This window comes from Kocuria sp. CCUG 69068, from assembly GCF_020833785.1.
Lineage (GTDB): Bacteria > Actinomycetota > Actinomycetes > Actinomycetales > Micrococcaceae > Kocuria > Kocuria rosea.
Window position 1 is genome coordinate 1 of the sequence record NZ_PDDL01000101.1, and the last position, 12,502, is coordinate 12,502.

Below are 12,502 nucleotides of genomic sequence, written 5' to 3' on the forward strand. Positions count from 1 at the left end.
GGGCGAGGGCCTCGCCGACGTGGGCGACGCCCAGGGCGTGGGCGCCGGCCTCGAGTGCCGCCCGGGCCACGGGCACCGCACCGTGGCCGTAGGCGTCGGCCTTGACCACGGCCATGAGCCGGGCGGGGGCGGCGAGGTCACGGAGCCGGCGCACGTTGGCGCGGACGGCGGCGAGGTCGACCACGGCGCTGCGCTCGCACCGGGGCGGAGGGGGGAGGGCGGATCCGGACGGGGCGGCCGGGACGGGGTCTGGACGGTTCACGGCTCCCATTGTGGCACCGCCGCCCCCGGGCCCGGACCGGGGCCCCGGGCCCGGCGGCTAGAGTTGAGCCGTGTCCGCCGCGCCCCGCCACGTCCTGCTGATCAGCCTGCACACCTGTCCCCTCGAGCAACCGGGGTCGGGGGATGCGGGCGGGATGAACGTCTACGTGCGCCACCTCGCCGAGGCCCTGGTGGACGCCGGCCACACCGTGGACATGGCCACCCTCGACCGGGGCCGCGGCGCCCCGGCCGTCGCCGGCGTGCGGCGCACCCGCATCCGCGAGGGGCTGCGGCTGCTCACCGTCTCGCTGCCGGGTGCCGCCGGGGCGAGCAAGGAGTACCTGCCCGGGTTCACCGCGGCCTTCGCGGAGGTGCTCCGCGCGGAGGCCGACCGGCCCGACGTCGTGCACGCCCACTACTGGCTCTCCGGTGCCGCGGGCCGGGAGCTCGCCGACGGCTGGGGCGTCCCCCTCGTCCTGACCCTGCACACCACGGCGCTCGGGAAGAACCTGCGCGCCCGGACCGGGGAGGGCCTCGAGCCGGCCTCCCGCGCCGAGGCCGAGGCCGGGCTGATCGCCCGGGCCGAGGCCACGGTGGTGAACACCCGGACCGAGGCGCTGCAGATGATCGAGCTCTACGACGCCGACGCGGGGCGCCTGACCGTGATCACCCCCGGAGTCGACCTCTCGGCCTTCTCCCCGGACCCCGCCCCCGGCGAGCCGCGCCGCGCCGACGAGCCGCCCCCCGGCTCACCGGGGCGCCCGCTGCGGATCCTGTTCGCCGGGCGCCTGCAGGCGCTCAAGGGCCCGCACGTCCTCGTCGACGCGCTCGCGCGGATCCGGCGGACCGACCCGGGCCTGCCCGTGGAGCTGGACGTCGTGGGGGTCGGCACCCGGGGCTTCACGGCCGCGCTCCGGGAGCGCGTGCGGGAGCTGGGGCTGGAGGACGTCGTGCGCTTCGGGCCCGCCCTGCCGGCCCCGCAGCTCGCCGCCCGGATGCGCCGGGCCGACGTCGTGGCCGTCCCCTCCTCCTCCGAGACGTTCGGCCTCGTGGCCCTGGAGGCGCAGGCCTGCGGCACGCCGGTGCTCGCCACGGACGTGGACGGGCTGCGCACCGCGGTGCTCGACGGGCTCACCGGCCGGCTCGTGCCCGACCGCGACCCCGGCTCGTGGGCGCGGGCCGTGGTCGAGCTCGCCGGCGACCCGGCCGCCCTGGAGCGCATGGGCCGGGCCGCCGCCCGGCGCGCCGAGGGCCACTCCTGGGACCGCACCGCCCTGGCCACCGCGGAGGTCTACGCCCGGGTCCGCGCCCGGACGGGGATACGCGACGGTAGCGGCCGGCGCCTGAATACACTCGAACGGTGACGACCTCCCCCCTCTCCCCCGCAGACCTCGCCCGCCACCTCGACGACCACCGCATCACCGGAGCGGTGGCGACCTCCCGGGAGGCGAACCTGCGCAACATCCAGGGCTTCCTCGACGGCGACCAGCACCAGCACATGGGCGTGGTGCGCACCCGGGAGTGGAGCTTCGACGACGTGTTCGCGCTGATGCGCGACCGCGTCGGCATCTCCCCCGACCGGGCCCACGCCGAGGGCCAGGACACGATCTCCGCAGAGCTGGCCGTCGCCGGGCTGGAACGCTACGCGCGGGTCCTCGGCGAGGTGGTCGCCGCTGGCGGGCGCGTGCTCTTCGCCACCGGCCACCCGGCCGGCCTGTTCCCGGTCTACGCGCAGCTGGCCCGGGTGGCCCGCCGCGCCGGGGCGCACGTGGTGCAGGTCCCGGACGGCTTCCCGTTCGAGGACGGCGACGTCCGGCAGATCGAGAGCGTCGTGATGGTCGAGCAGTACGGCGGGCTGCGGCACACCCACTTCCCCGGGCCGATGTCCCTGACCCTGGAGAAGCTGCGCCGGGACGGGCAGAACCCGCCCGACCTCGTGGTCGCCGACCACGGCCTCGCCGGGGCGGCCGGGTCCCGGGGGCTGCGGACCATCGCGGTCGCCGACTGCAACGACCCGGGCGTGTTCGTGGCGGAGGCGCAGGGCCAGGTCGAGGTCGCCGTGCCGCTCGACGACAACCTCCCGCCGCGCGTCTACGAACCGGTCACGGCGTTCGTGCTCCACCGCGCCGGCCTGGCCGACTACCTCTGAGCCCCCGGAGCACGGGGCCCCCGCACCGGCAACGGTGCGGGGGCCCCGTGCTCCGGGGGCGGCGGGCTCAGCGCTCGCGGTCGCCGCGGATGAAGGCCTCCAGGTCCGCCCTGGCCACGTCGTCGGGCAGCTGCTCGGCCGGGGACTTCATGAAGTACGCCGACGCGGAGGTCAGCGGGCCCCCGATCCCGCGGTCCGCCCCGATCTTCGCGGCCCGGATCGCGTCGATGATCACCCCGGCCGAGTTCGGGGAGTCCCACACCTCCAGCTTGTACTCCAGGGAGATCGGGGCGTTGCCGAAGCCGTGGCCCTCCAGGCGCACGAAGGCGAACTTCCGGTCCTCCAGCCACGGCACGTGGTCCGAGGGCCCGATGTGCACGTCGCGCGTGCCGAACTCCCGCTGGACGTTGGAGGTCACCGCCTGGGTCTTGGAGATCTTCTTGGACTCCAGCCGGGTGCGCTCGAGCATGTTCATGAAGTCCATGTTCCCGCCCACGTTGAGCTGATACGTCCGGTCCAGCACGTAGCCACGGTCCTCGAACAGCTTCGCCAGCACCCGGTGGGTGATCGTCGCCCCGATCTGGGACTTGATGTCGTCGCCCACGATCGGCACTCCGGCGTCGGTGAACTTCTGTGCCCACTCGTCGGTGGAGGCGATGAACACGGGCAGCGCGTTGACGAAGGCCACCCCGGCGTCGATCGCGGCCTGGGCGTAGAACCGGTCGGCCTCCTCCGAGCCCACCGGCAGGTAGGACACCAGCACGTCCACCTGCGCCTCGCGCAGGGCGGCGGCCACGTCCACCGGGGGCACAGCCGACTCCTGGACCATCTCCCGGTAGTAGGATCCGAGTCCGTCCAGGGTGGGCCCGCGCTGGACGGTGACCCCGGTGTGCGGGACGTCGGCGAAGACCAGGGTGTTGTTCTCCCCGGCGCCGATCGCCTCGGAGAGGTCGTACCCGACCTTGGCGGCGTCGACGTCGAAGGCGGCCACGAACTCGATGTCGGACACGTGGTAGTCGCCGAAGACCACGTGCATCAGCCCCGGCACGGTGGCGGCCGGGTCGGCGTCGGCGTCGGCGTAGAAGTGCACGCCCTGGATCAGTGAGGAGGCGCAGTTGCCGACACCGGCGACGGCCACGCGAATGGGATGGTGGGACACGGGACTCCTTTGTCTGGTCGTCTGGGTCCCGTCCCCGGCGCCCGGCCGGGCAGGACCCAGCGCTCCAGTCTAGTGCCCGCCGCGGGCGGGTTCGGCCCCGGGGCCGGCCGGCGGGCTCACAGCGCACTGAGCAGCAGGCCGAGGGCCAGCACGAGGAACAGCACGCCGGCGGCGAGCTCCACGGCCGCCCCGTGCCGCCGGAAGCCCGCGGCCAGCCGCTCGACCGAGCCGACCCACGCGACGGCGGTGAACCAGGCGAGGCCCACGGCCACGAGCAGCGCGAAGACCAGGGCCGCCTCCCACCACAGCGCGCCCACGGGGACCACGTTGGCGAACAGCGCCACGAAGAAGATGATGGCCTTCGCGTTCGAGAGGTTCGTCACGAGTCCGAGCACGAAGGCCCGGCCGGGGGTGACGGAGCGCCCCGGCGGGGCCTGCGGCTCCCCCGGGACGCTGCCGGGCCCTCCGCCCGCCGCGCTCGGCACCCGGTCCGGCACGGCCCGGGCGACGAGACCCGCCCGGATCCCGCTCACGCCCAGCCAGCCGAGGAACAGCGCCCCGGCCACCTGGATCAGTCGCTGGAGCGTGTCCGCCTGGCCGATCAGGACGGTCACCCCGGTGAGGGAGAGCGTGATCCACACGAGGTTGCCGGTCATCACCCCCACCGCGGTGAGCACGCCGGCCGCCCGGGAGCCCAGCGACGCGTTGCGCAGGATCACCAGGACGTCCGGGCCGGGGGCGACGATCCCTGCGATCCACAGCCCGAGCAGGGCGAGGTACTGCGAGGCCTCCACGGCTACCGGGCCCCGCCGCTCACGCGGTCTTGGAGTCGCGGGCGCCCGCCCAGATGTTGATGTCGGAGTCCGTGGCCAGCCGGTCGATCGACTCCAGCTCCTCCGGGGTGAAGGAGAGGTGGTGCACGGCGCCCACGCTGTCCTCGAGCTGCTGCGGCGAGGACGCGCCGACGAGCGCGGTGGTGACCTGGCCGTCCGCCTGCTCGCGCAGCACCCACGCGATCGCCATCTGGGCCAGGCTCTGCCCGCGGGCGGCGGCGATCTCGTGCAGACCGCGGACCTTCTCCAGGGTCGTGCCGGTCAGCCACTCCGGGTTCAGGGACTTCTCCGCGGCGGCCCGGGAGCCCTCCGGGACGCCGTCCAGGTACCGGTCCGTGAGCATGCCCTGGGCCAGGGGGGAGAACACGATCGAGCCCATCCCCGTCTCCGTCAGGGCGCCCAGCAGGGAGGTCCCCGACGGTCCGGGAGACTCGATCCACCGGTTGAGCATCGAGTAGGACGGCTGGTGGATCAGCAGCGGCGTGCCCAGCTCCCGCATGATCTGCTGGGCGCGCAGGGTCAGCTCGGCGTTGTAGGAGGAGATCCCCACGTACAGGGCCCGCCCGGAGCGCACGATGTGGTCGAGGGCCCGCATCGTCTCCTCGAGCGGGGTGTCCGGGTCCGGGCGGTGGTGGTAGAAGATGTCCACGTGGTCCAGGCCCATCCGCTGCAGGGACTGGTCCAGGGAGGACACGAGGTACTTCCGGGAGCCGCCGAAGTGGTACGGGCCCGGGCCCATGGTCCAGCCGGCCTTGGAGGAGATCACGAGCTCGTCCCGGTACGGCGCGAGGTCCTGCGCCAGGATCCGCCCGAAGTTCAGCTCCGCGGCGCCGGCCGGCGGGCCGTAGTTGTTGGCGAGATCGAAGTGGGTCACGCCGAGGTCGAAGGCCCGGCGCAGCGTGGCGCGCTGGGTGGCGAGCGGCTTGTCGTCGCCGAAGTTGTGCCACAGCCCGAGCGAGATCACTGGCAGCTTCAGCCCGGAGTCGCCCACGCGGCGGAAGGGCATGGTCTCGTAGCGGTCGTCGGCCGGGAGGTAGGGGACGTCGGGTCCGTAGGTGCGCACGGGGGCCTTTCGAGGGTCGGGGAGGTCGTTCGGTGGACGGCGGAGAGGGCTCAGTAGCGCACCACGGCGGCGCCGTGGGCGGGCAGCGCGGCGACGCCGCCGCCGGAGCCCGCGGTCAGCGACACGTCGCCGGAGCGGTAGAGCACCTCGGCGTCCGGGCGGCCGGGGAAGGGGACCTGCGCGGGCCCGGCGCCGAAGTTCAGCAGCACCGCGACGCCGTGGTCGGAGCCCGGGGCCGTGGCACGGCGCAGCACGAACCAGCGGGCGTCCTCGTCGAGGTCGGTGCCGATCGTGTCGAAGCGCGGGTCGGTGAGCTCGGGCACGGCGCGCCGCAGCGCGATGAGCTCGCGGTAGGCGCTCAGCACTCGGGCGTGGTTGTCCCGGCCGAGCTCGTCCCAGTCGAGCTTCGAGTTCGTGAACGTGCTCGGGTCCTGGGGGTCCGGGACCGTGTCCTCGTCCCAGCCCATGGACGCGAACTCCGCCTTGCGGCCCTTGGCCACGGCCTCCCCGAGCTCGGGCTCGGGGTGGGCGGTGAAGAACTGCCACGGCGTGGACGCGCCCCACTCCTCCCCCATGAACAGCATGGGGGTGAACGGCTGGGTGAGGAGCAGTGCGGCGCCCAGCACGAGCTGGTCCGGCGTGAGGCTCGCGCTGATCCGGTCCCCCGCGGCGCGGTTGCCGATCTGGTCGTGGTTCTGGATGCACGTGACGAACTGCCACGGGCGCACCCGCTGCTTGTCGACCGGCCGCCCGTGGTGGCGGCCGCGGAACACCGACATGGTGCCGTCGTGGTAGAACGCGTCCCGCATCACCTTGTCGAGGGTGCCGAGGGCGGCGAAGTCTGCGTAGTAGCCCTGCGTCTCCCCGGTGAGGGCGACGTGCGCGGCGTGGTGGAAGTCGTCGAGCCACTGCCCGGTCATGCCGAGGCCGTGGGCCGTGGTCGGCGTGATCATCCGGTGGTCGTTGAGGTCGGACTCCGCGACGGTGAACAGGGGCTTGCCGGTCTCCACGCCCACGCGCTCCACGAGCTCGGCGATCTCCTCGAGGATGTGCACGGCCCGGTGGTCCTGCAGGGCGTGCACCGCGTCGAGGCGGAACCCGTCCACGTGGTAGTCGCGCAGCCACATCTCGACGTTGTCGAGGATGTAGTCCCGCACGCCGTCCGAGCCCCAGCCGTCGAGGTTGATGAGGTCGCCCCAGGTGCTGGAGCCGGGCTTGAAGTAGTCGGCGAACAGGGGCAGGTAGTTCCCGGACGGGCCCAGGTGGTTGTAGACGACGTCCTGGATCACGCCGATCCCGCGCTGGTGGCACGCGTCCACGAAGCGCTGGTAGGCCGCGGGCCCGCCGTAGGACTCGTCCACGGTGTACCAGAGGACACCGTCGTAGCCCCAGTTGTGCTCGCCGTTGAAGCCGTTGACGGGCAGCAGCTCCACGAAGTCCACGCCGAGCTCCACGAGGTGGTCGAGCCGCTCGACCGCCGAGTCGAGGGTGCCCTCCGGGGTGAACGTGCCGGGGTGCAGCTCGTAGACGACGGACCCGGCCAGGGTCCGCCCGGTCCACGCGGCGTCCCCCCACCGGTGCGCGGAGGGCTCGAACGTGCAGGAGAGGTCGTGCACGCCCTGCGGCTGGCGGCGGGAGCGCGGGTCCGGCAGGACCTCGGAGACCTGCGAGCGCTCCTGCGCCGTGCCCTCGTCGAAGGTCTTGCCCAGGAGGTAGCCGTAGCGCACGGTGCCCTCGGGGACGTCCGCGCCGTCGGGCAGGGTCCACCAGCCGTCGCGGCGTGCCGCCGTGCCCGCCGGGGAGTCCTCGGGCAGGTCCGCGGCGGGGATCATGTCGTGGTCGTCGCCCTCGATCCGCACGGTCACCGTCCTGGCGTGCGGGGCCCAGACGTCGAAGCGGTTCAGGTGCTCGCGGGTGTTCATGGGGCTCAGGAGTCCTTCCGGCGCAGCAGCGCCACGGGGTAGTCGGCGAGCAGCCGGGACAGCGCCACGGTGCCCGAGTGCGTGCGGCGGGTCAGCAGGTCCTCGAACCCGCCCGCGGGCAGCTCGAGGGTCTCGCCGTCGAAGCCGCCCGCGGCGGCGAGGCCGAGGGGCAGGCGGGTGGCCACGGTCACGGCGCCGCCGCGGTCGAACGCGAACACGTGCCCGGCCAGCGGGCCGGACGCGGTCAGCGGGGTGTAGCCGGTGAACAGCTCGGGGTGGTCCCGGCGCAGCCGCAGGGCGCGGCTGGTGACGAGCAGCTTGGCCGCGCCGTCCGGTCCCACGGCGGGGATCCCGTCGGCGGTGCCGCCCACGGGGGTGTCCAGCCGGGCGAGCCCGGCGGCCCGGGCCCCGAAGTCGACGGGACGACGGTTGTCCGGGTCCACGAGGGACTCCGCCCACAGCTCGGAGCCCTGGTAGACGTCCGGGACGCCGGGCATCGTGAGCTGGACGAGCTTGGCGGCGAGCCCGTTCGCCCAGCCGGCCGCGGTGACGTGCTCGGCGAAGCCCTCGATGACGGCCCGCATCTGCGGGTCGTGGTGGACGAGCTCGACGAACCGGGTGAGCCGCTGCTCGAACCCGGCGTCCCCGTCGACCCAGGCGGTGGAGTTGCCGGCCTCGCGGGCGGCCTTGAGGGCGTAGTCCAGCACGCGCTCCTGCGAGATGGGCCAGGCGCCCACCACGGCCTGGAGCACGAGGTTCACGAGCGGGCCGTCGCCCACGAGGGCCCCGGCCTGCTCGGCGAGCTTCTTGACGGTGCCGACCACGCCGGCCCACTGCTCCCCCGCCTCGGCGAGCACGGTGATCCGTGCCCGCACCGCCTCGGAGCGCTTGGTGTCGTGCGTGGACAGCGTCGTCATCGCGAGGGGCTCCTCGGCGGCCCGGCGGGCGAGCTCGGCGTGCGCCTCCGCGGGGGTCACGGCGAAGTGCGACGGGTCGCCGCCCACCTCGGTCAGCGAGGTCAGGCGGGGGAAGCGGTAGAACGCGGTGTCCTCGACGCCCTTGGCCATCACCATCCCGGAGGTCTGCTGGAAGCGGCGGGCGAGCTCCCCGAGCCCGGCCTCGTCCGTGGCGTCGACCCCGAGCAGCCCGCCCAGGGTCCCGATCGCGCCGGCGAGGTCCGGGCGCTGCTCCCGGGCGGCGTCGAGGGCCGCCCGCAGGTGCTCGGCGCCCTCGGGCAGGTAGCTGCGGTAGACGGGGAAGTTCGCGAGGATCTCCGCCAGGGCGTCCTCGGCGACGGCCCGGTCCAGGCCGGCGTCCTCGGGCACGAGGCGGGCGAGGCGCCGGACCTCGGCCAGCAGCGCGCCGTCGGCCATGGCGCGCTTGGTGCCGTGGATCATCTCGTCCCAGTGCACGGGCTCCCCGCCCCGCAGCCGGGCGTCCAGGCTGGTGAGCGCGTACTCCCCGGCCGGGTCGGTGAGCAGCCGGTCGATCACGCCGAGGGCGTCGTAGCCGGTGGTGCCCGCGGTGGCCCAGTCGCGGGGCAGCCGCTCGCCGGGCTCGAGGATCTTCTCGACGACGACGTAGGCGCCGCCCGTGAGCTCCTTCAGCTGCTCGAGGTACTGCCGCGGGTCGCGCAGCCCGTCGGGGTGGTCGATGCGCAGGCCGTCGACGAGGCCCTCGTCGATCCACCGCTTGATCTCCGCGTGGGACTCCTCGAAGACCTCCGGGTCCTCGACGCGCACGCCCGCGAGCGTGGCGACGGTGAAGAACCGGCGGTAGTTGAGCTCGGCGTCGCCGCGGCGCCAGTTCACCAGCTCGTAGTGCTGCCGGTCGTGGACGGCCTGCGGTTCGTCGCCCTCCGCCCAGGTGCCCTCGGCCAGCGGGTAGACGTTGTCGTAGTAGCGCAGCGTGCCGTCCTCGACCCGCAGCTGCGCGAGCTCGTCGTCGCCGTCGCCCAGCACGGGGATCAGCACCCGGCCGCCGCCGGACGCCCACTCGACGTCGAAGGCCTTCGCGTACGGCGAGGCCTGGCCCTGCGCGAGCAGCGACCACCACCAGGGGTTCTGCTCCGGGGCGGCGACGCCCTGGTGGTTGGGGACGATGTCCACCAGCACGCCCATGCCGCGGGCGTGGGCGGCGTCGGCGAGCGCCTTGAGCCCGGCGGCGCCGCCCCGGACGGGGTCCACCTCGGCGGGGGACGCGACGTCGTAGCCGTGGTCGGAGCCGTCGACGGCCCGGAGGATCGGCGACAGGTAGACCCAGTCCGCGCCGAGGTCGTGGAGGTAGTCCACGAGCCCCGCGGCGCGGTCGAGCGTCAGGTCGGAGGTGATCTGGAGTCGGTAGGTCGAGATAGGTGTGCGCACCGCACCAGTCTGTCGGCCCGGCCCCGGAAACGCCAGCAGGCTGTCGACCCGTGTCCGGGTCGACAGCCTGCCGGGGCCGTCAGCTCACTGGTCCTGCGGCGTCTTCGCGTACGCGGCCACGGAGGCGGCGACCGACGCGTCGGGCTCCTCCTCGGGGGCCTCGTAGGCGCGCAGCACAACCATGGACTTGCCGTCCAGGGTGATCGAGGTGCGGGCCTTGCGGATCTGGCCGTCGGCGTACTTGCCCGCGGTGTCGATGACCTCCTCCCACTGCCGGCCGTAGCGCACCGGCGGGAGCTTGACCTTCACGGGCTCCGGGTTGGAGTTGAAGTACACGATGAAGTTCACGTCCGTGATGGGCCGCCCGCGCATGTCCACGCCGGCGATGCCGTTGCCGTTGAGCCACATCCCGAAGGAGCGGGACAGGGGCTCGTCCCAGTCGGCGGGCTTCAGCGGCGCGCCGTCCGTGGTCAGCCACGCGATGTCGGGCATCGGGCGGCCGGTGTCGTCCGCGTCCATCTCGACGGGACGGCCGTCGAAGAACTCCGAGCGACGGAAGGACGGGTGGTCGTGGCGCAGGTGGGTCACGGCGGCGACGAACTCAGTGAGCGGGCCGTCCATGGTGTCCCAGTTGATCCACGACAGCTCGTTGTCCTGGCAGTACGTGTTGTTGTTGCCGTCCTGCGTGCGGCCCAGCTCGTCGCCGTGCAGCACCATGGGCGTGCCCTGGGACAGCAGCAGCGTCGCGAGGTAGTTGCGCTGCTGGCGGGAGCGCAGGGCCAGCACCTCGGGGTCGTCGGTGGGGCCCTCCACGCCGCAGTTCCAGGAGCGGTTGTGGGACTCGCCGTCGTTGTTGCCCTCGCCGTTGGCCTCGTTGTGCTTCTCGTTGTAGGAGACCAGGTCCCGCAGCGTGAAGCCGTCGTGGGCGGTGACGAAGTTGATCGAGGCGAACGGCCGGCGGCCGCTGTGCTCGTAGAGGTCCGCCGAGCCGGTGATCCGGGAGGCGAACTCGCCGAGGGTCGCGGGCTCCCCGCGCCAGAAGTCGCGCACGGTGTCCCGGTACTTCCCGTTCCACTCCGTCCACTGGGGCGGGAAGTTGCCCACCTGGTAGCCGCCGGGGCCCACGTCCCACGGCTCGGCGATGAGCTTCACCTGGGACACGACCGGGTCCTGCTGGACGAGCTCGAAGAACGTGGCCAGCTTGTCCACGTCGTAGAACTCGCGGGCCAGGGCGGAGGCGAGGTCGAAGCGGAAGCCGTCCACGTGCATCTCGGTCACCCAGTAGCGCAGGGAGTCCATGATGAGCTGCAGCGAGTGGGGGTGGCGGACGTTAAGGGTGTTGCCGGTGCCCGTGTAGTCCATGTAGAACTTCTGGTCGCCCTCCACCGTCCGGTAGTAGGCCTGGTTGTCGATGCCCTTCATGGACAGCGTGGGGCCCATGTGGTTGCCCTCGGCCGTGTGGTTGTACACCACGTCGAGGATCACCTCGATGTCGGCCTGGTGCAGGGCGCGCACCATGGCCTTGAACTCCTGGACCTGGCCGCCGAGGTCGTTGGTGGAGTGGTACTCGTTGTGCGGGGCGAAGAACCCGATGGTGTTGTAGCCCCAGTAGTTGCGCAGCCCCTGGTCGAGCAGGGTGCTGTCCTGCACGAACTGGTGCACGGGCATGAGCTCGATGGCGGTGACGCCGAGCTTTTTCAGGTGCGCGATCACCGCGGGGTGGGCCACGCCGGCGTAGGTGCCGCGCTGGTCCTCGGGGACCTCGGGGTGCTGCTGGGTGAGGCCCTTGACGTGGGCCTCGTAGATCACGGACTTGTGGTACGGCGTGCGGGGGGTGCGGTCGCCCTCCCAGTTGAAGAACGGGTTGATCACCACGCCCATCATCATGTGGGGGGCGGAGTCCTCGTCGTTGAACGAGTCCTCGTCGCCGAAGTCGTAGGAGAACAGCGCCTGGTCCCAGTCGATCTGGCCGGAGACGGCCTTGGCGTAGGGGTCGAGCAGCAGCTTGGCGGAGTTGAAGCGCTGGCCCTCGGCGGGGTTCCACGGTCCGTGCACGCGGTAGCCGTAGCGCTGCCCGGGCTGGACGGTCGGGAGGTAGCAGTGCCAGACGTAGCTGTCCTGGGCCGCGACGTCGATGCGGGTCTCGGTGCCGAGCTCGTCGAACAAGCACAGCTCGACCTTCTCGGCGCCCTCGCTGAAGAGGGCGAAGTTCGTGCCGGTCCCGTCGAAGGTGGCTCCGAGGGGATAGGGCTGACCTGGCCAGACTTCCATGGGGGATCTCCTGTCGTACCGCCGGGCAGGGGTCACCGTCAGCGGGCTGGGTGTTGGGGCAAGTGGGATCGATCTTAGCCCGGACCGGAGGCGCCCGTGTCCCCGGGGCGGTCCGCCGGGGCCGGGACCGTCGGCTCAGCGGTCCCGGCGCAGGACCGTGCGCACGTTCGCGGACAGCGCCGTGGGGGGCACGGGGCCGAGGCCCTCCAGCCGGGAGGCGTAGCCGTGCACGGCCACGGCGAGGGCGGCGGCCACCGCGCGGCGGTCGTCCCCGCGGGCCCAGTCCCCCGCGGCGGCGAACGCGTCCGGGTCCTCGGCGCTGCCGGCGAGCGCCGCGCCCATGATGCCCGCGAGGGTGTCCCCGCTGCCGGCGGTCGCCAGCCACGGGCTGCCGTCGGCCTGGGAGAACAGCGTCCCGTCGGGGGACGCCACCAGGGTGGTGGCGCCCTTGAGGACGACGACGGCGCCGGTCGCCTCCGCG

General features: G+C 73.2%; 10 protein-coding genes. 2 read left to right on the forward strand and 8 right to left on the reverse strand.

Translation table 11 applies throughout. The features are described 5' to 3' along the window. Nucleotides 1–262, reverse strand: a 262-nt coding sequence (locus CRM73_RS15365) for an alanine racemase (protein ID WP_370658550.1), incomplete at its 3' end; no start/stop codon positions are given. 70 nt (nucleotides 263–332) lie between these two features. Here CRM73_RS15365 and CRM73_RS15370 point away from each other — a divergent pair. Both CRM73_RS15370 and CRM73_RS15375 read left to right on the forward strand, forming a co-directional pair. Further along, nucleotides 333–1,625, forward strand: coding sequence for a glycosyltransferase (locus CRM73_RS15370; protein ID WP_229588342.1), 1,293 nt, complete (start codon nucleotides 333–335; stop codon nucleotides 1,623–1,625). Further along, on the forward strand, nucleotides 1,622–2,410 hold the full coding sequence (locus CRM73_RS15375; RefSeq protein WP_095650574.1) for a phosphatase: 789 nt from the start codon (nucleotides 1,622–1,624) through the stop codon (nucleotides 2,408–2,410). The genes CRM73_RS15370 and CRM73_RS15375 overlap by 4 nt, the downstream gene beginning before the upstream one ends. Before the next feature lie 67 nt (nucleotides 2,411–2,477). On the opposite strand, the gene CRM73_RS15380 is transcribed toward CRM73_RS15375, so the two are convergent. From CRM73_RS15380 to CRM73_RS15410, 7 genes are all read right to left on the reverse strand, one after another. Then, nucleotides 2,478–3,569 carry an inositol-3-phosphate synthase gene (locus CRM73_RS15380; protein ID WP_229588344.1) on the reverse strand — a complete coding sequence of 364 codons (1,092 nt, stop codon included), beginning with the start codon at nucleotides 3,567–3,569 and terminating at the stop codon, nucleotides 2,478–2,480. A 116-nt stretch (nucleotides 3,570–3,685) separates the two neighbouring features. After that, on the reverse strand, nucleotides 3,686–4,363 hold the full coding sequence (locus tag CRM73_RS15385) for a LysE family translocator (RefSeq protein WP_035924818.1): 678 nt from the start codon (nucleotides 4,361–4,363) through the stop codon (nucleotides 3,686–3,688). A 19-nt stretch (nucleotides 4,364–4,382) separates the two neighbouring features. Then, a complete protein-coding gene (locus CRM73_RS15390) occupies nucleotides 4,383–5,408 on the reverse strand; it encodes an aldo/keto reductase (RefSeq protein ID WP_051063761.1) in 1,026 nt (341 codons plus the stop codon). A 107-nt stretch (nucleotides 5,409–5,515) separates the two neighbouring features. After that, nucleotides 5,516–7,387: a malto-oligosyltrehalose trehalohydrolase gene (treZ, locus tag CRM73_RS15395; RefSeq protein WP_229588346.1), complete on the reverse strand. Its 1,872-nt coding sequence runs from the start codon at nucleotides 7,385–7,387 to the stop codon at nucleotides 5,516–5,518. Nucleotides 7,388–7,392: 5 nt separating this feature from the next. Beyond that, complete coding sequence (gene treY / locus CRM73_RS15400; protein ID WP_229588348.1) at nucleotides 7,393–9,750, reverse strand: malto-oligosyltrehalose synthase; 2,358 nt, start codon at nucleotides 9,748–9,750, stop codon at nucleotides 7,393–7,395. An 84-nt stretch (nucleotides 9,751–9,834) separates the two neighbouring features. Further along, nucleotides 9,835–12,021, reverse strand: a complete 2,187-nt coding sequence (glgX, locus tag CRM73_RS15405) for a glycogen debranching protein GlgX (protein ID WP_017833337.1) — start codon at nucleotides 12,019–12,021, stop codon at nucleotides 9,835–9,837. Nucleotides 12,022–12,156: 135 nt separating this feature from the next. Then, the coding region (locus CRM73_RS15410) for an NAD(P)H-hydrate dehydratase (protein ID WP_305067808.1) at nucleotides 12,157–12,502 on the reverse strand (346 nt) is incomplete at its 5' end.

Excerpts from the sequence above, each read along its gene's own strand:
- CRM73_RS15390 (WP_051063761.1), bottom strand. The coding sequence starts at position 5,408 with ATGCCCTTCCGCCGCGTGGGCGACTCCGGGCTGAAGCTGCCAGTGATC.
- treZ (WP_229588346.1), bottom strand. The coding sequence starts at position 7,387 with ATGAACACCCGCGAGCACCTGAACCGCTTCGACGTCTGGGCCCCGCAC.
- glgX (WP_017833337.1), bottom strand. The coding sequence starts at position 12,021 with ATGGAAGTCTGGCCAGGTCAGCCCTATCCCCTCGGAGCCACCTTCGAC.